The organism is Metabacillus arenae, assembly GCF_014773385.1.
Lineage (GTDB): Bacteria > Bacillota > Bacilli > Bacillales > Bacillaceae > Metabacillus_D > Metabacillus_D arenae.
In genome coordinates, this window is the sequence record NZ_JACXAI010000018.1 from 69,513 (window position 1) to 92,021 (window position 22,509).

17 protein-coding genes and 2 pseudogenes are annotated in these 22,509 nt (G+C 37.9%); all 19 read left to right on the forward strand.

Annotation, left to right across the window (positions count from 1 at the left end):
* Window positions 1–316 precede the first annotated feature (316 nt).
* Window positions 317–1,072, forward strand: coding sequence for a DeoR/GlpR family DNA-binding transcription regulator (locus IC621_RS14455; RefSeq protein WP_191159030.1), 756 nt, complete (start codon window positions 317–319; stop codon window positions 1,070–1,072).
* A 667-nt stretch (window positions 1,073–1,739) separates the two neighbouring features.
* Complete coding sequence (locus IC621_RS14460) at window positions 1,740–2,717, forward strand: ABC transporter substrate-binding protein (RefSeq protein WP_191159031.1); 978 nt, start codon at window positions 1,740–1,742, stop codon at window positions 2,715–2,717.
* Between the two features lie 236 nt (window positions 2,718–2,953).
* Complete coding sequence (locus tag IC621_RS14465; protein WP_224752543.1) at window positions 2,954–4,510, forward strand: sugar ABC transporter ATP-binding protein; 1,557 nt, start codon at window positions 2,954–2,956, stop codon at window positions 4,508–4,510.
* 6 nt (window positions 4,511–4,516) lie between these two features.
* Window positions 4,517–5,503, forward strand: coding sequence for an ABC transporter permease (locus IC621_RS14470; RefSeq protein ID WP_191159032.1), 987 nt, complete (start codon window positions 4,517–4,519; stop codon window positions 5,501–5,503).
* Between the two features lie 80 nt (window positions 5,504–5,583).
* Window positions 5,584–6,609 (forward strand): annotated as a pseudogene (locus IC621_RS27345) (family 16 glycoside hydrolase); the annotation flags it as partial.
* A 51-nt stretch (window positions 6,610–6,660) separates the two neighbouring features.
* Window positions 6,661–7,101, forward strand: a pseudogene (locus IC621_RS27350) (family 16 glycoside hydrolase); the annotation flags it as partial.
* Window positions 7,102–7,326: 225 nt separating this feature from the next.
* Complete coding sequence (locus tag IC621_RS27355) at window positions 7,327–9,183, forward strand: GH32 C-terminal domain-containing protein (RefSeq protein WP_449809711.1); 1,857 nt, start codon at window positions 7,327–7,329, stop codon at window positions 9,181–9,183.
* A 311-nt stretch (window positions 9,184–9,494) separates the two neighbouring features.
* On the forward strand, window positions 9,495–10,172 hold the full coding sequence (locus IC621_RS14480; RefSeq protein WP_191159034.1) for a GntR family transcriptional regulator: 678 nt from the start codon (window positions 9,495–9,497) through the stop codon (window positions 10,170–10,172).
* Between the two features lie 38 nt (window positions 10,173–10,210).
* The gene (uxuA, locus tag IC621_RS14485) at window positions 10,211–11,311 is read left to right on the forward strand and encodes a mannonate dehydratase (protein ID WP_191159035.1); all 1,101 of its coding nucleotides are present in this window, start codon (window positions 10,211–10,213) and stop codon (window positions 11,309–11,311) included.
* A complete protein-coding gene (locus IC621_RS14490) occupies window positions 11,286–12,140 on the forward strand; it encodes an SDR family oxidoreductase (RefSeq protein ID WP_191159036.1) in 855 nt (284 codons plus the stop codon). Before uxuA ends, IC621_RS14490 begins: the two co-directional genes overlap by 26 nt.
* Before the next feature lie 37 nt (window positions 12,141–12,177).
* Window positions 12,178–13,173, forward strand: coding sequence for a TRAP transporter substrate-binding protein (locus tag IC621_RS14495; protein ID WP_191159037.1), 996 nt, complete (start codon window positions 12,178–12,180; stop codon window positions 13,171–13,173).
* Between the two features lie 38 nt (window positions 13,174–13,211).
* The gene (locus tag IC621_RS14500) at window positions 13,212–13,715 is read left to right on the forward strand and encodes a TRAP transporter small permease (RefSeq protein WP_191159038.1); all 504 of its coding nucleotides are present in this window, start codon (window positions 13,212–13,214) and stop codon (window positions 13,713–13,715) included.
* Window positions 13,712–14,986 carry a TRAP transporter large permease gene (locus tag IC621_RS14505; protein WP_191159039.1) on the forward strand — a complete coding sequence of 425 codons (1,275 nt, stop codon included), beginning with the start codon at window positions 13,712–13,714 and terminating at the stop codon, window positions 14,984–14,986. The genes IC621_RS14500 and IC621_RS14505 overlap by 4 nt, the downstream gene beginning before the upstream one ends.
* 64 nt (window positions 14,987–15,050) lie before the next feature.
* On the forward strand, window positions 15,051–16,067 hold the full coding sequence (locus tag IC621_RS14510) for a zinc-binding alcohol dehydrogenase family protein (RefSeq protein ID WP_191159040.1): 1,017 nt from the start codon (window positions 15,051–15,053) through the stop codon (window positions 16,065–16,067).
* Between the two features lie 707 nt (window positions 16,068–16,774).
* Window positions 16,775–18,283 carry a bifunctional metallophosphatase/5'-nucleotidase gene (locus IC621_RS14515; protein WP_191159041.1) on the forward strand — a complete coding sequence of 503 codons (1,509 nt, stop codon included), beginning with the start codon at window positions 16,775–16,777 and terminating at the stop codon, window positions 18,281–18,283.
* 755 nt (window positions 18,284–19,038) lie between these two features.
* Window positions 19,039–19,965, forward strand: coding sequence for an HPr(Ser) kinase/phosphatase (hprK, locus tag IC621_RS14520; protein WP_191159042.1), 927 nt, complete (start codon window positions 19,039–19,041; stop codon window positions 19,963–19,965).
* A 139-nt stretch (window positions 19,966–20,104) separates the two neighbouring features.
* Window positions 20,105–20,920, forward strand: a complete 816-nt coding sequence (gene lgt, locus IC621_RS14525) for a prolipoprotein diacylglyceryl transferase (RefSeq protein ID WP_191159043.1) — start codon at window positions 20,105–20,107, stop codon at window positions 20,918–20,920.
* Between the two features lie 12 nt (window positions 20,921–20,932).
* Window positions 20,933–21,877: a nucleoside recognition domain-containing protein gene (locus IC621_RS14530; protein ID WP_191159044.1), complete on the forward strand. Its 945-nt coding sequence runs from the start codon at window positions 20,933–20,935 to the stop codon at window positions 21,875–21,877.
* Window positions 21,867–22,508 carry a pyrophosphatase PpaX gene (gene ppaX / locus IC621_RS14535; protein WP_191159045.1) on the forward strand — a complete coding sequence of 214 codons (642 nt, stop codon included), beginning with the start codon at window positions 21,867–21,869 and terminating at the stop codon, window positions 22,506–22,508. Before IC621_RS14530 ends, ppaX begins: the two co-directional genes overlap by 11 nt.
* The last annotated feature ends 1 nt before the right edge of the window (window position 22,509 follow it).

A 22,509-nucleotide genomic window follows, 5' to 3' on the forward strand; every position in this document is an offset into this window, starting at 1 on the left:
GTGAGGAAAGGGCAATTGGTAAGACTAACTTACAGAAATTGCGGGTAAATCAGGGAATTTGCGGGATGAACACCTTAGCGGGAGAACTAGCAAAATTTCTGTAAATGTGAAATTGTGACTGGATATATTCTTTCACAAAGGCCATTTTCCAACTGATTTACCCGTTCCCATCTTATATAAGAGGTGCTAACTAATAATTTATCCATCATTAAACCTAGTCTGTTGCTTCCTTTGTGCATTTAATTGTATGATTTTTAATAGAAAATTTAAAAGCAAATGAATTTATAAACATAAAAATATTCAAGGGGGAGTTTTCATGCTTATTCCCGAACGACATCGGTTAATATTAGATTTATTAAAAAAAAAGGAACATGTTAAGGTTCATGAGCTTGTAGAATTAACAAATACATCAGAATCTACATTGCGGCGCGATCTTGATCAATTAGAAAAACAGAAGTATTTAAAACGTGTATATGGCGGGGCTTCTCTTTTAAATAAAAAAAGGGATGAACCGAGTATGATTCAAAAATCAACCCAAAATCTTAGGGAGAAAGCTCTTATAGCAAAGTATGCAGCAGGGCTCATCATGGATGGGGACTGTGTATTCCTTGATGCTGGCACAACAACTTATCAGGTGATCCAGTATTTAAAACAAAAAGATATTGTTGTCGTAACCAACGGGATTGATCATTTGGAATCATTACTTGAACGTGATATAACCACATATTTAATTGGTGGATATTTAAAAAAGACGACTAAAGCAATAATTGGACGAAATGCATTTGAAAGTATGAAAAACTATCGCTTTGATAAGTGCTTTATGGGAACCAATGCAATTCACCATGAACTGGGATTTACTACCCCAGATCCTGAAGAAGCTCAAATAAAAGAAAAAGCTATTTTTTTGTCACAAGAGGCCTTTATTCTTGCAGATCATACAAAGTTTGGAGAAGTATCATTCTCTAAATTTGCTGATTTAAATCAAGCCAATATTATTACCAATGAAGAGAATACGATTAAACTAGAAAACTACATAAATAAAACGGATATAAAAATTATTGAAATCGAATAAAGGCAAATGAGGCTTAGTAGGTGACCATGCCCAGAATGTTTGTGAAAGCGTTGTACATGCGTTTGAGGGCTGAGTAGTCTTTCATTTATTCCGATGATTCCTCAGGCGGCCCTTAAACAAATTGGACAACTTCACCTTTATTCTCCTTGTTTTCTCTGAGGGCCTGAGCCTTAAGCTTTGCTGACAGGTTAAAGGGGAATATTTCAACCTGATTTTTCGTTTTTAATAGATAAGCTGAACTTAAAGTCCTACGGACAATTGAGTTCAGCTCTTTTATTTGTGAAAAAAAACTTTTCTTAAGAAACTGAGATGATAAAAGTTAAATTTTCAGAAAATAACTTTTTTCGTATAATTGGATCATTTAGGAAAAGAAATAGTAAAAAATTAATAGAATTAAATATTATTAGAATAATTTACAGAAATTTCACAATATGTTGACAACTGTAAAGAACCATAATATAATCAAAAACAATCAAAACTAATCAAATTTCCTCATGATTAACGTCGAAGTCCACCATAAATAATCAATTTCACTTCAAAAAATGAAAGCGTTAACCACTAGATGCTCCTAAAGGAGGTGATAATCCAAAAAAAATTTGAAAGCGCATGCAAAATGAATCTATTTGTTAGCTAGTTCTTTAACCTAATAACACTAAGGGGGATCATAATGAAAAAGAGTGGAAAAACGTTATTAATACTTGTTTTAATGATTTCTATGTTTGTAATCACAGCATGCAGCTCTGCAAGTGAATCTTCAAATGCAAATAATTCTGGTGAACAAGCAAATGACAATGGAAAGTTAACAATTGGTTTGACTGTTGGGACTATGGCAAATCCATTCTTTGTTGCGATGGGGAAGGGTGCTGAAGAAGCAGGAAAAGAATTAGGTGCAGAAGTGATCGTTGAAAGCGCTGAATATGACCTAGCGAAACAAACATCACAAATTGAAAACTTCATTACTAAAAAAGTAGATATCATATTATTAAATGCTGTAGATACGAAAGGAATTGCAGCAGCTGTTCTGCAGGCGAAAGAGGCAGGTATTCCTGTGATAGCAGTTGATACGAATGCTGAAGGTGGAGTTGACTCAACGGTTACTTCAGATAACTACCAGGCAGGGAAGCTTGCCGGGGAATATGTAGTTGAAAAATTAGGCGGAAAAGGAAACATCGCTATTATTGATGGACCTCCAGTTTCAGCGGTAACAGACCGAATTCAAGGATTTGAAGATGCTATTAAAGACTCTGACATTAAAGTAGTTGCTAAGCAAAATGGAGAAGGAAATCGTGAGAAAGCATTAACTGTTATGGAAAGTATTTTACAAGCAAACCCATCAGGTTCAATTGATGCTGTATTTGCTATAAACGATCCAGAAGCAATTGGTGTCGAAATTGCTCAAGAGCAGGCTGACCGTAAAGATGAATTCTTCATCGTTGGGGTGGATGGTGCTCCTGAAGCGACAGAAGCAATGGCAAAGGAAGGAAGTTCAATTGCTGCTACTTCTGCTCAATCACCTAGAAACATGATTAAAGAAGCAGTAGAAGTTGGGATCAAAGTGAAAGATGGAGAGAAAGTTGAAGAGCTAATAAAGGTTCCAGTTGAGCTTATTACACAAGATAAATTAGAATCTTACAAAGGTTGGTAAGCTCCTATATTAAAATACCTGAAATCCTTCGTTTTACTCATGGTTAGTTTTTAACAGGGATGACCGCGATGCCTTTGAACCAATCAGTCAACTGGGGCAGTTATCTCCCATCTACCCGCTTATTTTCGAATGTTTGGAGATGGAGGTTGTACTGCCCATTTAATTGTCGAATAAATAGGCTGACCGGTGTAACTGCTATATCGGCTATACCAAATTGTAAGAGAGGAGAGGAAGAAATGATCATCAAAGAGCGATCAAAGATGGAGAAAAGCAGTGTGGAAATACCTATCTTTAAAATGGAAGGAATTAGTAAAACCTTCTCGAAAGTAACGGTACTAAACAATGTGAGAATTGAACTTTATCCAGGTGAAGTTCATGCCTTAATGGGTGAGAATGGCGCAGGTAAATCAACCTTTATGAAAATTCTAGCAGGTATTTATCAACCTAATGATAATGGGGGGACTATGTATTTAAAAGGTCAGCCAGTCTCCTGGAAGGATCCAATCGATGCAAGGAACAAGGGAATTAGTGTAATTCATCAAGAGTTAAATCTTTCTCCAAATCTCACCATTAGTGAAAATATTTTAATGGGTAAAGCATTCCCTAAAAATAGAATAGGAATGGTCAAGTGGGATGAAGTTCATGAACAAGCTCAAAAGGTATTAGATTCAATGGGGTCTAATCTTAACCCGCGGCAACTAGTATCAACCTTGAGTGTCGCTCAGCAGCAAATTGTAGAGATTGCTCGTGCATTATCAACTGAGGCAGAAGTGCTTATTATGGATGAACCAACAGCCTCTTTAACAGACAAAGAAATCATAAAGCTTTTTCAAATCATAAATGATCTAAAGAAAAAAGGAGTTGCAATCGTATATATCTCCCATAGGATGGAGGAAATCTTTCAAATCTCGAATCGATATACTGTCCTGCGGGACGGAGAATGGATATCCAGCGGACCAATTGAAGATACATCCCCAGACCACCTTGTAAGGTTAATGGTAGGTCGAAATATAAACGAATTATTCAATAGAACAAATACAAATGTTATAACCCGTTCCAAAGAAGTTCTTCCGATGCTTGAAGTAAAGAATGTTTCTGACAACACCATTGTAAAAAATATTTCGTTTAAAATTTACCCTGGTGAAATTGTTGGTTTAGCTGGTCTTGTTGGTGCAGGCAGAACTGAATTAGTGAGAGCCCTATTCGGGGTATCTGAGGTAACAAACGGAAAAATTTTCGTTAATGGTAAACCTGTAAAAATTAAAACTCCAATTGATGCTATTTCAAATGGGATTGCCCATGTACCTGAAAGCAGGAAAGAACAAGGTTTGTTTTTATCAATGTCAGTGAAAGAGAATATTTTAATGGCAGAACTTAAACAACATAGCAGAGCAGGAGTTGTCAACTGGGGACAAATAAATGAAAGCGCTGCAAAATATATTTCCGATTTAGGAATAAAAATTGCCTCTCCCAATCAACAGGTCTCGAGCTTAAGCGGAGGGAATCAACAAAAGGTTGTTATAGCCAGATGGTTATCAATTGCACCTAAAGTATTACTGCTTGATGAACCGACACGAGGGGTTGATATCGGTGCAAAAACTGAGATTCACAAAATTGTCTCAAAGCTTGCGGAGGAAGGACTAGCAGTTTTAATGATTTCTTCTGAGCTTCCGGAAATATTGGGAGTGAGCGATCGAATTCTTGTTATGAACGAAGGAAGGATAACAGGTGAGTTATCGAGAGAAGAAGCTACACAGGAAAAAATAATGTACTTAGCTACTAGAGGGGAGTAAAGGAACATGAAAGGGAATACCCAAACAGCTTCACAGCCGCAAAGTCTTTTTTCAGGCAATATCGTCAATGGTTTATGGAATCGTCTAGGTATGATTATGATTTTATTCTTATTGTGTATAGTGCTTTCCTTTACAGCGCCAAACTTTTTAGACACAGCAAATTTATTAAATGTATTAAAACAGGTTTCTATCATTGCTATTTTAGCAGCTGGGATGACTATTGTTATATTAACAGGCGGTATTGATTTATCAGTCGGATCCACTGTTGCCTTATCTGGGGTAATATCTGTTATGGCATCTGCTTCAGGTGTGAACCCTATAATTGCTATGTTAATTGGTGCAGCAGTAGGTTATACGGTAGGTCTAATTAATGGCTTTTTCACTGCAAAAGCAAAATTACCGGCGTTTATCGTTACATTAGGGAGCTTTACTTATGTTCGAGGTCTTGCCTATATCATTAGCGGAGGATATCCCATTGTTTTACAGAATGAAACATTTAAATTTATTGGTGGAGGAGCCATTTTTGGAATACCAACACCTATTTATATCATGCTTTCAGTGTATATAGTCATGTTTTTTGTCTTAAAATATACAATGTTTGGCCGCCATATTTATGCGATTGGCGGAAATGAAGAGGCAGCTCGCTTAACTGGAATTAAAGTTGAGAAATCTTTAATCAATGTTTATTCAATAAGTGGCTTGCTTGCCGGTATAGGTGGAGTCGTATTAGCGGGAAGGTTGTATTCTGGGCAGCCTACTGCTGGACAAATGTATGAATTAGATGCAATCGCTGCTGTTATTCTTGGTGGAACAAGTTTAACAGGTGGAAAAGGGAGAATTCAAGGAACAATTATCGGGGTATTAATTATGGGTGTTATAAGTAATGGGTTAACACTTATGGATGTGAACTATTATTGGCAGTTAGTTGTAAAAGGCGGAGTTATTGTAGCAGCCGTTTTATTGGATCGTTTCAGAGGAAATAGCGCTTCCTAATTCTCCATAGAACAATCACACAAATGATAAATACTTTTGTAGGGATGTGAAGAAAAGTGTACGTAAAGACAAGGATCAGCATTTTTCTTTTATGTATTATAGTTATTTGCCTGCCGATAACTAGTGCATATGCAGAAGACCCCGGTTATTATAATGAGCCATATCGAAATCAGTTTCATTTTTCTCCTGAAGCGAACTGGATGAATGATCCAAATGGTATGGTTTATTATAAGGGTGAATATCATTTGTTTTATCAGTATCATCCATATGGAATGACATGGGGACCGATGCATTGGGGCCATGCAGTAAGTAAAGACCTTGTTCATTGGGAGCATTTACCGATTGCGTTATCACCTGATGAGAATGGTCAGATTTTCTCAGGAAGCGCAGTGATTGATTGGAACAACACAGCAGGCTTTGGAAAAGAAGCCATGATCGCTATCTTTACGCATTCTGGAGAAAATCGCCAGGTTCAAAGTATCGCATACAGCTTGGATAAGGGAAGAACATGGAAGAAGTATGAAGGCAATCCAGTTATGCCAAACCCTCCAATTCCAGACTGGCGTGATCCAAAAGTATTTTGGCACGATGACTCAAAACAGTGGGTTATGTCCTTAGCAGCAAAGGATAGGATTATGTTTTATACATCACCCAATTTAAAAGAGTGGGAGTATGCAAGTGAATTTGGGCCAGATGGGGGAATACAAGCAAATAGTCTTGATAGAACCTCGTTTGCTATGTCTTCACAAACAGGCGGATCGTTTAGCTATGAGGGCGATATTACTCTTAACGAAAAAAATGGCCGAGAAGGTTCAGGTGGTCTGGTTTTTCGTGCTGATAAGGATGCGAAGAACGGCTATGTTGCCAATTTAGATGCAAAAAATGATGTCATCACATTAAGTAAAAATGTAGATGGAAAAAAAGAAGAAATGGTTAGAAAACCTTTTAGTCTTCAAACATCAACTACCTATCATCTGAAGGTAGAAGCAGATGGAGATCATATTCAAGTCTTTGTTAACGACAAACCAGTCATTGAAAATACAGATGAAGAATTTGATTTTGGGTATTATGGTTTAACTGCGTGGAATTCAACAGCTTCATTTAGAAATGTTGAGTTCCATAATACATCCAATTTTGTATCAAACCTTTGGAATTGGACGGTTGTAAATGGAGCTTGGGAGGATACATTAGATGGAAAAAGCGGGACTTCTTCAAGTGACGCTTTTATAATGAGTGATCAAACAAAGGATAACTTTGTATTTGAAGCAAATATGAATATTTCAGGGGCTAAAGGCGGCCGAGGAGCTGGCGCGCTTGTTTTCCGTGCAGATGCTATTGCGAAGAATGGATATATGGCCAATATTGATGCTTTAAACGATGTAATGAAGCTCATGAAAATTGAAAATGGAAATATTGCCGTAATAGCTGAAAAAAAGATGAGTCTTGATACAGATAAAAATTATCATTTGAAAGTAAATGCTTACGGCAAAAATATAAAAGTATTTTTAGATGGTAATCTGGTGCATGATATAAATGATCCAACATTTTCATCAGGACATTTAGGACTAAATATATGGAACTCCTCGACAATTTTCCAAGATGTTATGGTTTATAACAATATTCAGACAAATGATAAGGAAATAATTAATCATGATTTTGAAACAGGGGATTTAACCGGGTGGAATCCAATCCATGGTGATGCTTTTACCAATGATCATGTGTCAAATGAAAGCGCTTACTGGGGTGGTTCGTTTGGCCATCAAGGAAATTATCATTTATGGGGTTTTTCTGATAGCCATAATGGAGATGATGCGACAGGTGAAATGCGTTCCTCCTATTTTAAACTAGCTGGAAATGGTGAGCTCAACTTATTATTAGGCGGGGGTAATGATATCAAAAATCGCTATGTATCATTAGTGAGAGCCTCCGATGATAAAGAATTAATCCGCCAGGCAAATACGAAATTCAATGATGAAAAATACAATAAATATGTTTGGGATGCATCAAAATATATAGGCGAAGTGTTATATATAAAAGCTGTTGACCGGGCAACTGGCGGCTGGGGGCATATAAACATTGATGATGTTCATGTCTATAATGAAGGAGCCATCCCTGAGAATGTTGATCAAGTGGCAAAAGAGCCTGAGAAAGAAGAAGCAAAACAAAGTGGCGTTCTGACAGATTGGTCTGCTGTCTCTGGTGAGTGGGTACCTTCTACTCATGGTAGCAACGGCGGAATTTGGGAATGTCCAACTTTAGTTGAACTACCAATTGATGGCGATCCTTCTAAAACAAAATGGGTGCTTCACGTAAGCATGAATGACGGCGCTCCTGCAGGTGGATCTGGTATGCAATATTTTGTTGGCAGCTTTGATGGGAAAACGTTTAAAAATGAAAATCCTTCTGATCATGTGCTTTGGGCTGATTATGGAGCAGATTTTTATGCGGCAGTAGATTGGAGCGGAATTGAAGGTGAGAATGGTGAAAAATACTGGCTGGGCTGGATGAGTAACTGGCAATATGCAAACCATACACCGACTTCAACGTGGCGGGGCTCAACATCATTGCCACGCAAGATGGAGCTCACTCAACCAGAGCAGGGGTTACGCTTAAAACAAACGCCGATATCTTTAGAAAGCATTCGTATTAATAGTGAGAAGGTTTCCTTTGAAAATAAAGTTATATCTGGAGATAGTCATTTACTATCTGAACGATCTGAAGATACATTTGAAATGATCGCTGAGTTTGATGTGTCTAATACGAACGCAAAAGAATTCGGCTTTGAAGTTCGTAAAGGTGAAGGAGCAGAGTCTACAATTATAGGTTATGATGTCGAAAACCAACAATTATTTGTTGATCGTACAAATTCTGGAAGCTTTGATTATGGCCCTAATTTATCAGGTAAGCATGAGGGACCGCTGGAAACATCAAATGGGACCGTGAAAATGCATGTTTTTGTAGACCGCTCTGCTGTAGAAGTGTTTGGTAACAATGGTGAAGCGGTTATAACGGATCAAATTTTCCCTGATCCATCAAGTAAAGGAATAAAGCTTTATAGCAAAGGCGGTGAGGTTAAATTAAAATCCTTGCACATGTACCCTCTGAAAAGTATATGGAAGAAAGAAAGTCCATTTAAATCAACCCTTTCAGGCTGGACGACAATGAATGGGAAATGGACAGATACAATCGGTGGTAAACAAGGTCAAAGTGAAGGAGATGCCTTCATTTTATCAAAAGAGTCTGGAAGAGACTTTAAGTATAAAGCTGACATAAAAGTTCTGGACACTGATTCACATCCAAATGATCCGGATAAAGATACAGTTGGAAACTTAGTTGGTGCTGGTGCCTTGGTTTTTCGTTCAGATTCAACAGCAAAAAACGCGTATGCGGTAAATGTTGATGTCAAAAATAATGTGGTGAAGCTCATTAAATTTTCTAACGGAACTGGCTACGACCTAGCATCGTATAATGATGAAGGAAACCTAAATCTACAAACAAATAAAACCTATCGTCTCAAAGTAGTAGCGAGCGGTGATAACATAAAAGCTTATTTAGATAACAAGCTTGTTATAGAGACAACTGACGATACCTATAAAGAAGGGTACTTTGGTTTGAATGTATGGAATTCGACTGTTTTGTTTAATAATGTTAAAGCTAGTGATTACAAAAGTAAGAAATAACATTATACCCAAGTGCAATAATGCCGGGGACCTGAGTTTGTCAGTCTTTTGACAAACTCATCCCCGGCATTTTTAATTTCAGCTAATCTGTCTTACGATTAATAGGAAGATGAAACCATTCGTAGGAAATTTCAAAAGGTAAAAGCATGGAGAAGGAATTAACACTTAGTGCTTGTCGCCGATAGGCTTGCGCTCTGCGCTTTTCAAATGTAGAAGTCGTTTGAAAAATATAAAATAATAAGAATTTTAAAAAACATCTACCATACTACCATACTAGTGTGGTAATATGGTTATAAATCAAGGAGGCTGCTATGAGGTCAAATATTAAGTCAAATAGTGTGTCATCAAGAGAGTTTGTCTATCAAGAGTTAAGAAATCAAATTTTGAGCTTTCAGCTTGAACCTGGAACAAGTATATCTGAGAAGGAAATTTCAACCCAATTTAATGTTAGCCGAACACCGGTAAGGGAGGCATTTTTACGGCTTGCTCAGGAGGGCTTACTCAATGTCTATCCTCAAAAAGGAACATCGGTCTCATTGATTGATCTTGAACTTCAGGAAGAAGCAAGATTTATGAGAGAGCATTTAGAAAGAGCAGTAATCCGGTTAGCTTGTGATGGGATGGCAAAAGAAAAGCTGCAGGCGCTCGAAATGAACGTTAGAATGCAAGGGTTTTGTATAGAAGAAAAAAATTATTTAAAACTTTTTGAGCTTGACGAAGAGTTTCACCGAACTATTTTTGAAGGATGCGAGAAAGAGCGTACCTGGCAGGCAATTGAACTAATGAATGTCCATCTGAATAGAAGCCGTATGCTAAGACTGGTAACTGATTATAATTGGCAAGAGATTGTCGAACATCATAAAGCGATTTTAACTGCTATAAAAACGAATGATCATGAAAATGCAGAAGACATCATGAGAAGACATCTTACTTTAGCAGTGGATGATAAAGATAAGTTGCAAAAACAGTATCCACATTTTTACAAATGAAGAAAGCGTATACATTTAAGCGAAGGAGGATACCGGTAGTGAGAATGGTATTCAGATGGTTTGGCGAAGGAAATGACACCGTAACATTAGAACAAATTAAGCAAATTCCGGGTGTAGAAGGAATCGTATGGGCATTGCATGATGTTCCTGCTGGTGAAGAGTGGCCAATGGATAAAATTATAGAGGTAAAGGAGAAGGCGGAAGCCTGCAGCTTGAATATTGAAGTGGTAGAAAGTGTCAATGTCCATGAAGATATTAAGCTTGGTCTTTCAACTAGGGATCACTACATTGAAAACTATAAACGAACGATCGAAAAATTAGCCCAAGCTGGTGTGAAAGTTATCTGTTATAACTTTATGCCTGTTTTTGACTGGATTAGAACCGACTTGCATAAGGAACTTGAGGACGGCTCTACTGCACTTTTTTACGAAAAAAATAAAATTGAAAATATTAATCCGGAGGAGCTTGTTAATGAGATTAACAAGGACTCTGCTTTAACGATGCCTGGCTGGGAGCCTGAACGCTTAGAATATTTAACAAACCTTTTTAAAGCCTATAAAGATGTAGATGAAGAACAGCTGTGGAATAATCTTGAATACTTCCTTGAAAAAATTATTCCAATTGCCGAACAACATGGAATTAAGATGGCGATACATCCTGACGATCCGCCTTGGTCTGTATTCGGACTGCCGAGAATCATAACGAGTCAGGAAAACCTAAGGAGGTTTTTGGGGCTAAATGAGAGTGACTCAAATTGTCTCACCCTATGCAGCGGTTCGCTTGGGGCAAATTTGCAAAATAATGTTCCTGATATGATCCGTGAATTTTCCGATCGCATTGCCTTTGCCCATATCCGAAATGTGAGAGTTTATGAAAATGGTAATTTCATAGAAACTTCTCACCGTGCAAAAGACGGGTCTATTGACATTTGTGAAGTGGTAAAGGCTTATCATGAAATGGGCTTTGAAGGATATTGCCGCCCTGATCATGGCCGGCATTTATGGGGAGAAAGCTGCAGACCAGGCTATGGTTTGTATGATCGGGCATTAGGAATTATGTACCTTTGGGGGATATGGGATTCCCTCGTGAAGTCTAGAAAGGAGAGCCAATCTTATGATGAATTTGCCATTAAATCCTAATTTGAAAGAAAAAGTAGCTGTTATTACTGGCGGCGGAGGAGTTTTATGCAGTCAAATGGCGATTGAGCTCGGACGGCAAGGGGTAAAGGTGGCTATCCTCAATCGAACATTTGAAAAGGGTAGAAAGGTTGCGGACAAAATCAGCCAATCGGGCGGTACCGCCCTTGCTTTCCAATGTGATGTCTTAGATGAAGAAAGTGTCCTTCAAGCAGAAAATGAAGTGGTAAAAGCTTTCGGAGAGGTTGATATTTTAATAAATGGGGCAGGAGGTAACCACCCTGATGGTATCACTTCCAATGAAACTTTTTTCCCTGGAGATATAGACAATAAAGACATTACGTCTTTTTTTGATCTCAAGCAGCATGGTTTTAAAAACGTAATGGACCTCAATTTTATTGGGACATTTATTCCCACCCAAATCTTTGCAAAACAAATGCTTAACAAGGAGGGGAAAACGATCATTAATATGTCCTCGATGAGTGCACCATCTCCGATGACAAAGGTACCTGCCTATAGTGCGGCGAAATCGGCTATTGAAAATTTCACCAAATGGCTCGCTGTTTATTTTGCTGAGGCAGGAATCAGAGTGAATGCGATTGCACCAGGTTTTTTTCTGACAGAGCAAAATAAGAATCTTTTGCTGGATAATAAAGGTGAATTGACTGAACGGTCTCAAAAAATCATTTCCCATACTCCAATGAGAAGGTTTGGAAAGCCTGAAGATTTACTGGGAACCTTACTTTGGTTAGCAGATGAAGACCAATCGGGATTTGTAACAGGAATCACCATACCTGTTGATGGTGGATTTATGGCATATTCAGGAGTGTAAACTTATTAATGAAAGCGGTAACAAGGGGAGGATTCGAATGAAATATTGGAATAAGCTTATACCTGCAGCAGTTCTTTTACTTATTTTAACTTCCTGCTCGTCTTCAACAAGTTCAACCGGCCAATCAGAGAAGACAATCAAATGGAAAATGGGTCATATATCAGATGCCAATCATATTTGGAATAAAACAGCGTTAAGGTTTGCAGAGCTTGTTAAAGAAAAGACAGACGGGAAAATCGAAATAGACGTGTATCCAAACAGTCAATTAGGCGGTGAAACAGATACTTTGAACAGTATTAAAGGCGGAACGGTTGACTTAACGATTACAGGGGAAACGATGCAAAACTGGGCACCGAAAACCGCCCTTTTAGCGGTGCCTTATGCCATTGAAAATGAAGAACATTTAAATAGGGTGATCAATGGAAAGGTTGGCCGTGAAATCGAAAAGGATATAAAGGAGAATTTAGGGGCTACACCTCTATTTTACATGCAGCGGGCTCCAAGAAACTTAACATCAAACAAGCCTATTAAAACACCTGAAGATTTAAAAGGTTTTAGTATGCGCGTTCCCAATGTGCCGCTTTTCATGAATGCATGGGAAAAAGCAGGGGCAAAGCCGCAGGTAATGGATTTAAGCGAAGTGTTTACTGGCTTGCAGCAGCATGTTATTCAAGGTCAGGAAAATCCATATGATCTTATTTACAGCAGCGGGTTGTATGAAGTACAGAAATACGCGAATGAAACCGAGCATGTTTATTCATGGATATATGTCATTATTGGAAATGATCAATACAACGAATTGACAGAGGATTTAAAAGCTGAGGTACAAGAAGCAGCAAAAGAGGCGCAGGCTTATGGAGATCAATTGTTTCAAAAAGAAATTGCTCAATATAAGCAAAAATTAATTGATGAAGGTATGGAAATTAATACAGAGGTAGATAAAAAGGCGTTCCAGAAAGCCATGCTGCCAGCTATTAAAGAAACTTTGTCAAAAGAGCAATATGACTTGTATAAGGAAATGATTAACGAATAATTATGCTTAAATGGGGATGTGGATAAAGAGTGAATAAAATGAATGTGTTAGATAAGACGTTAGCTGTACTTACTGTCTTATGTTTTACTGCCATTATTGGGGTGGTTAGTATTCAAATATTCTCAAGATTTTTCCCTTTTTCTTTTATCTGGACAGAAGAGGTTACAAGGTTTTTATTTATCTATGCAGTTTCTTTTGCTGCTCCGCTGGCAATGAGAAACAAAGAGTTTATGAGACTGGATTTTCTTATTACTGCTTTGCCAAAGAAGTTCAGAATCTTTTTAGAAAGCGCTATCTATTTAGGTGTAGTCCTATTTTGTTTCATAGCAGCTTACCAGGGATATCAGTTTGCTTTAATTGGTCAGGGACAAACGTCTGCCACTACGAAAATCGATATGTCATTCATCCATGCAAGCATTGGGATCTCAATGCTGTTTACTGGAATTTATACAATTATCAATCTATTTGAATTGTACTCTAATAAATCAGAACAAAAAGAGTTGTCCATTGCGGAACAGGCAGAAAGGAGTAAAACGATATGATGGCGTTAATCTTATTTCTTTCATTTCTTATTTTACTATTCCTTGGTGTCCCTATCGCCTTCAGCTTAGGAATCTCGTCTCTTGTTTATCTTGTGATGGCCGATATTCCCCTTAATATTATTAGCCAGAAAATGTTCTCAGGTATTAATTCATTTGTATTGCTTTGTATTCCTGGCTTTATATTAGCGGGAAATCTGATGAATTATGGCGGGATAACAGATCGAATTATTCAGTTTGCAAATAATTTTATAGGTCATATCCGCGGTGGACTTGGTTTAGCTACAGTAGGTTCTTCTATGGGGTTTGCAGGGATTTCCGGGACAGCTTTAGCAGAAACAGCAAGCATCGGCTCAGTTATGATTCCGGCTATGAAAAAGGCAGGATATGACGCAGGCTTTTCTGCAGCCGTAACCTCGTCCTCTTCAACAGTGGGACCGATTATTCCACCGTCTTTACCGTTAATCATTATTGGAACAATGGCGAGCTTATCAATAGGTGATTTGTTCCTTGCTGGAGCTATTCCAGGTGTGATTTTAGGAATAGGGCTGCTTATTGTAACCTATTTCATTTCAGTTAAAAGAAACTATCCTAAAGGACCTAGGCAGCCAGTCAAAGTTGTCGTTAAATCCTTTTTTAGCGCCTTCTGGGCATTGTTCATGACCTTTGTGATTTTATATGGAATTCTTGGAGGAATCTTTACACCTACTGAGGCATCTATTGTCGCAGTTCTCTATGCTTTTGTTGTAGGTCTGTTTATATATAAGGAACTAAAAATTAAAGATATTCCTAAAATATTGCTTGATTCTATGGTAGGAACTGCTTCTATCATGATTTTAGTAGGTCTTGCCAACCTTTTCGGGTGGATCCTTGTTAGTGAGCATATCCCACCGATGGTAGCAGATTTGATTCTTTCCATTTCTACAAATCCAATTATCGTCATTCTTTTAATTAACCTTCTCCTATTATTCGTAGGAATGTTTATGGAAACCATTGCAGCAATCGTGATCTTATTTCCTGTTTTATTACCGATAGCAGATCATATCGGAATGGATCCCATCCATTTTGGAGTCATGATGGTTTTAAATCTTATCATTGGTTTATCCACTCCTCCTGTGGGAGTGTGCCTATATGTCGCATCAAGTATTGGGAAAGTTCCCGTCGGGCGGACAGTTAAAGAATTAATGCCATTCATAGCAGTAAGTTTGTTTGTACTATTATTAGTCAGCTACATTCCGCAATTAACATTATATTTACCTAGCTTGTTTAATTAGGTTTAAAAAAATTGGCGGTACCAGGTACCCAAAGTACCTAGTACGGGTCAACGAGGTGAAAAAAATGAAGGCAGTAAAGGTAATAAACCCTGGGGATTTCCAAGTTGTTGAGGAGACAAAACCAGAAATAGAGAGACCAAATGAAGTACTACTAAAAATAAAGATGGTAGGAATTTGCGGATCAGATTTGCATATTATTCACGGTACAAATCCGCTTGCAACCTACCCAAGAATTATAGGGCATGAGGTAACCGGCGAGATAGAAGCTGCCGGAAATGATGTCAAAACGTTTAAAATTGGAGATAAGGCAGTTTTAGAACCAATTATCTCGTGCGGGGAATGTTACGCATGCCGCAAAGGCAGAAAAAATGTTTGTGAAAAATTACAAGTATTTGGTGTTCACATAGAGGGCGGCCTGCAAGAATACTTGGTTGTTCCTGAAAATCTTCTTCACAAAGTTGATTCTGATTTAGCATGGGAAGAAGCTGTTACAGTTGAGCCATTTACGATCGGTGCCCAGGCAAACTGGAGAGGGAATGTGCAAGAAGGTGAAACGGTTTTGATTCACGGAGCCGGTCCTATCGGTTTATGCTGTCTGAAAATCGCTAAGCTATTAGGGGCCAAGGTAATGATAACAGATTTAAATGAAGAAAGACTTGCGTTTGCGCAAAAATGGGGTGCAGATGAAATCGTAAATGTGTCAGGCAAAAACATCATTGAAGAAGTTAAGCGGTGGACAGAAGGGGAAGGGGTAAATGTTGTCATTGATGCAGTATGTATTCCCCAAACTTTTGAAGTCTCCATTGAAGCAGCTTCAGCAGCGGGAACCATCGTCCTTCTTGGTTTTGATACACGTCCTTCAAGTATCCCTCAGCTGCCGATTACGAAAAAAGAATTGACGATTGTAGGGTCAAGATTACAAACAAATCAGTTTCCTAAGGTGATAGAATGGATGAATAACAAAAAGCTGCTCACTGACGGATTAATTACCCATACCTTTGCTATTGATGAAATGAAGGAAGCGATCCGGTTTATTGAAAATTATCCTGAAGAAGTAAGAAAAGCAGTGATTTGCTTTTAATGTGTCTAAACGCTCGTTTACTAAAGTCCATAATAAATGAAAGAGCCTGTTTAAAAAAACAGGCTCTGATAGTTTTTTTACATACTCTGTAGTGATTCCTTATTATTCGCTATAAGGATGGAGCAGCTATGCAAAAAACTAGTTAGAAGGAGAGACGATGGGGGCAGCGAAAGAAAACAAATATATACATCTTCCAAGAAAGTAAAATAATAATTTGACAGTTTTATATCCATGTTGTTTGTGGCAAGTATCAGGACAATACCGACAACAAAGGATTAGTCTGGACAATAAAATCTAGGAATGGAAAATAAAATTGCTCAACTGGCAAATAAATTTAAAGAATCGGCCAATGAATTTGTTGATTGGGAAAGAAAGCGGGTAGTGGCGGCTAATAAAAGGACCTTGCGGCAAGTAATTATGGATAGATTAGTACTTGTTTCCCTTCCCCAAACAACCTACTACTCAATATTTTTGAATACTTTGAAATCGGTTCACTAAGATATGCTTTCTCATCACTTTAATAATTACAAGCAGCAGTGAGGTCCTTTATGAATAAAATCGAAAGATCCAGGTTTTTTAAGGCTTAGATCATTATTTTATAATTATTTTAATATTCGGTTAACATTCCTCATGTAAACTTAAACTGATCTGAGATTTTTATTTGCTGCGAGATTAATTAAGTTGACAGGTGATAAAGGAGGAGTAAGATGAAGCGAATATTTGTCATTGTTTTTTCCATTGCTTTAACCCTCAGCATGATAGGGATTGGAACTGATGCAAGCGCAAAAGAAAAATCAAGAAAAGCAACTATCCTTTATTTCAATGACGCCCATGAAATCAGCCCAGTTGTGAATTCATATGGGGACCGAGGCGGCGTAGCAAGGCTTAAAACGGTTATTGACAAGGTTAGAGCAGAGAATAAAAAAACGATTGTGACGTTTGGTGGAGATCTCGGTGGAGGAACTCTCTTCGGTGGTGTTTTTCAGGGTTACCCAATCGTTGAAGCTTTCAACAAAATGAATATTGATCTTGCAAACTTTGGCCAGCATGATTTTGATTTCGGTTCAGAGATTACCAATGATCTAGTATCTAAATCAGATTTTCAATGGATATCCTCCAATTTAACAGATGCTGAAGGAAATCCTTTTGCTGAAGTCCCTACATATAAAATTTACAATGTAAAGGGAATTAAAATTGGCTTTATCAGCCTGACAGATGATATGCATACAACCACTCAAGATGGGAGTGTTATTCAACAGGATTTGATTTCCTCTGCAAAAAAAGCTGTTAAAAAGATGAAGAAAAGAAAAAAGGTTGATGTCATTGTTGCTTTAACACAGGAATCACTTGAAAAAGACAAATTACTGTTGGATGCTATTCCTGAAATTGACGTTGTATTTACAGAAGAAAAAGCGGAAGATCAATCTTTCATCTATCCTCACGAAGACCGTTTTATATTAGCTCCTGAAGGAAACATTGGTTCTGTTATACGCCTCGATATCCATAAGCAAAAAAAGGAAATAAATATCCAGCCAGAGGTACTTGAAGTAGACAATAGGGTGCCAGAAGATCCAAAGATGAAAGCATTTGCAGACTATTATCAAAACAAATTGGACGAAGAATTAGGTAAAACGATTGCCAAGCTTGAAACACCGCTCTTGTATGGTGAAAATCACGAATCAAGATACCAGGAAACAAATATCGGAAATTTTGTGGCTGACAGCTACCGCGCATTTTACAAGGCTGATATAGGATTTATGATGGGCGGCGGTATCCGTTCAAGCGTCGATTCTGGAAACTTTACGCTTAGGGACGCTTATTCAATCCTCCCTTTTCGAAATAAAGTCGTGCTCGCATCTATAAAAGGCGAAACGATCCGAGCTGCCCTGGAAAATGGTGTTTCAAAAGTTGAAAATCAAGCCGGTGGTTTTTTACAGGTTTCAGGAGTGAAGTATTCCTATCATCCTGAAAATTCTGTTGGAGAACGAGTGACAGAAGTCTTAGTTAACCAAGAACCTCTTCTTCCAAATAAAGACTATCTCGTTGCAATGCCAAGTTATATGTATAACAACGGTGATGGATTTAACTTTAACGGAAGTGAAACAATCGTCGCGGAAGAAAATGCACGGACAGATGCAGAGGTATTAATCGAGTATGCCAAGTCTCTTAAGGTAATTCAAGCGGATGTAGAAGGAAGAATAACGGTGCTTAAGTAGTTCTTTTTAATACTACTAAGTCTTTTTTCCTTTTAAAACAGAAAGGGAATTTACATCCAAAAGATGTTTAAATTTATAAAAGATAACAATTTTTTAAAACTATAAAATAAAAAAGGCAGCAACCCAATTCTAAACTAGAGGATGCTGCCTCATAAGATAGGCTGATTATATAGAATGTGAACTTTTCCGCAGCTCCCAAAGTCATAACCACTGAAAAATTGAGGTAAAACACAAAGATTGTCTCCCATTTTTAAAAAAACATGTATGTATTACTCTCTCTTTATTAATCTGTTTTTCCCACCGCTCCCAGCCCTTCTATCCCGAAAAGCTTGTTACTATGAGTACGGCTGTTTTTCAAATATTTTAATTGTGGTTTCATTTCTTATGATATATAACACTTGAGTTGTTGATTTGAAGGGTAAATTTTTCGCTTGATTATTCCTATATCATTAAATTATCTTTCTGTTTGAATAGGTGGAAACCAAAGGAAAGAAAGTAAGGTATTGGCAGGGGTTGAATACAATGTTACGCTTTTAAAGGATTGTGATGTAATCGACACGTTCTCATATCCCATTAATTGGATAAAGTAATTAGATTTAATTGGAATAACCATCTCATCAATAAAAAGTGACTATGAACATGCTTTTATGTCCTTCTCGTCTTTTTCTAAACTATTTATTCTTCTCACGGAAAAGTGCTAAAATAGTGGGTGAATGAAATTTTTTGTTTTTGATGGAAAAAAGGAGGATCTCTTTGTGGCAAAGGTACGTACGAAAGATTTAATGAAAGAGTTAAACTTGGAATTGCTATTTGGGGAGGAAGGAATCGACCGTCCTATAATGACGAGTGATTTATCCAGGCCTGGTTTAGAGATGGCGGGTTATTTTACATATTATCCTGAGGATCGTGTACAAGTGCTTGGAAAAACAGAACTATCTTTTTTTTCCAAACTCTCTCCAGCAGAGAAAAGATCGAGAATGGACCAGCTTTGTACAGAGGTTACTCCGGCAATTATTATTTCGCGTGAGATGGAGGTTCCTGAAGAGCTGGCCTTGGCTGCTGAAGAAAAGGGGGTTCCAGTTTTTCGATCTCCTTTAAAAACATCAAGACTTTCGAGCCGTTTGACGAATTTTTTGGAAAGCAAACTGGCTCCAACTACAGCGATTCACGGTGTGTTGGTAGATATATACGGTGTCGGCGTGTTAATCATGGGTAAAAGCGGAGTGGGAAAAAGTGAAACAGCTCTCGAGCTTGTGAAACGCGGTCACCGATTAGTGGCAGATGATTGTGTTGAGATACGCCAGGAGGATCAAGATACATTGATTGGAAATGCTCCAGAATTAATTGAACATCTCCTCGAAATAAGAGGACTTGGAATAATCAATGTGATGACTTTATTTGGAGCGGGAGCAGTTCGAAGCTTTAAAAGGATTACACTTGTGATTAATCTTGAGCTGTGGGATCAAAGCAAGCAATATGATCGTCTCGGTCTTGAAGAAGAGAAAATGAAGATTATTGATACGGAAGTGACAAAATTAACGGTTCCAGTTCGTCCTGGACGAAATTTAGCTGTTATTATTGAGGTTGCAGCTATGAATTTCCGCTTGAAACGGATGGGATTAAATGCGGCAGAGCAATTTACAAATAAATTGGCTGATGTTATCGAAGATGGGGAACATTGATCATTATTTCGCTGAATTTTGAATTAAAGGAAGAAAGCAACTAGCTTAAGTGCCTGCCTCATAACGGCTTACTTGCGTAGAGCATTACTATATGGGCCATTCAAGTCGCATACACTATTCGTTCAAAGGAGATGAAACTATGGAAGAAAACATACAGCCTTTAAATCCAATTGCTCTTGATCTTGGACCAATCCAGATTCATTGGTATGGTGTGATTATCGGGTTAGCTGCACTTTTAGGCTTATGGCTTGCAGTACGTGAAGGAAAAAGAAGGGGGCTTCATCCAGATACATTTGTGGATGCTGTTTTAATCGCAATTCCCATTGCCATTATTTGTGCCCGGGCTTATTATGTCATTTTTGAATGGGATTACTATTCACAAAATCCAGGTGAAATTATTAAAATTTGGAATGGTGGATTAGCTATCCATGGGGGTTTGATTGGAGCTATATTGACTGGCTTTATTTTTGCAAAGGTCAAAAAACTATCTTTTTGGAAGTTAGTTGATATCGCAGCACCAAGCATTATTTTAGGGCAGGCGATTGGCCGCTGGGGTAACTTCATCAATCAGGAAGCTTACGGCGAAGCTGTAACACGTGATTTTCTAGAGGGGTTATTTTTACCAGATTTTATCATCAATCAAATGTTTATCGACGGGCAATATTATCATCCAACATTTCTATATGAATCTCTTTGGAATTTAGTTGGATTTATCATATTAATGGCATTACGCCGTGTGAATCTTAAGCAGGGCGAGTTATTTCTTTCTTATGTCATCTGGTACTCTATCGGCCGTTTCTTTATTGAAGGGATGAGAACAGACAGCCTAATGCTGGAGTCGCTTCGTATTGCTCAAGTGATGTCCATTGGTTTGATAGTAATAGCTTTAGCACTAATCATATATAGACGTATGAGCGGTCAAGCAAAAACACGCTATTTAGATAGCAGTAATTAAGGGGAGATCATATTGAAAGAAAGTCTCATAAAGGGTCTGAAGGCAGGTCTGCAAACAACATGGACGCTTGGAAAAGTGATTTTTCCTATCACTCTGATTGTGACTTTGCTGAGATATACACCAGTGCTTGATTGGATTGTTCATTTCATTACACCGTTTATGGGAATTCTAGGACTTCCAGGGGAGGCTGCTATTCCATTAGTATTAGGAAACTTTCTTAATCTATATGCCGGAATAGCTGGTATTTTAACCCTTGATTTAGCGGTAAAAGAAGTCTTTATTTTAGCTGTTATGCTATCTTTTTCTCATAATTTAATTATTGAATCTACTGTTGCCGCAAAGGTAGGCATCAAGTTATGGGTTATCCTTGCTGTTCGCATTGGATTAGCGTTTACCTCTGCTATCATTATTAACCTTGTATGGCAAGGCGGTCAGGAACAAGCACAGTACGGGTTTATTTCTTCATCTTCTACTGAGTCATCAGGCTGGGGAGAAATCATGGTCGAAGGAGTAACAAAGGCGGGACTTGGGGTCGTTCAATTGGCTGCGATTGTTATTCCGCTCATGATTATTATTCAATTTATGAAAGATCTAGGCTGGCTTCATGTTTTTTCCAGATGGATGGCGCCGGTTACAAGATCACTTGGAATGAAAGAGAACACATCGATGACATTGGTTGCAGGCTTAACGATCGGTTTAGCCTATGGAGCAGGGGTTATGATACAAGCCGTGAAAGAGGATGGGGTAAGCAAAAAGGATTTAACGCTGGCCTTTATTTTTCTTGTCTCTTGCCATGCTGTAGTTGAAGATACTCTTGTCTTTATACCTCTTGGCATTCCAGTCATCCCATTATTAATTATCCGGGTTGTAACAGCTATCCTGTTGACAATGGCAATAGCTTTTGTTTGGAAAAGGCCAAGGCATATAACACGAAAGGAAGCAACTTATGAAAATTAACACACTCCTTTTTGATTTAGATGGAACATTAATTAATACAAATGAGCTGATCATTGAATCATTTTTAAACACACTAAATACTTATTATCCTGAAAGATACAAAAGGGAGGATGTTCTTCCATTTATAGGACCCCCATTGTATGAAACGTTTACTGGAATTGATGCAACTAGAGTTCAAGAGATGATTGATGCTTATAGAAAATATAATCATGAGCAGCATGACGTCCTTGTTACAGAATTTGAAACGGTATATGAAACGGTTCAAATGCTGCATGAAAAAGGATTCAAACTAGGAATCGTGACGACCAAACTGAGGGATACCGTTAATATGGGATTAAAATTAACGAAACTCGATCAATTTTTTGACGTAGTTGTTACGCTAGACGATGTTGAGAACGCTAAACCCCACCCTGAACCTGTTTTACTTGCCTTAAAACAGCTTGGCTCCTCACCTGAGGAAGCAATTATGGTTGGGGATAACCACCATGATATTGTTTCAGGCAAAAATGCAGGAACACAGACAGCTGGAGTAGCTTGGACAATCAAAGGACAGGAGTATTTGGCAGGATATAAACCAGATTATATGCTCGGCAAAATGAGTGATTTGTTAAAAATCGTTGGAGTGGAATAAT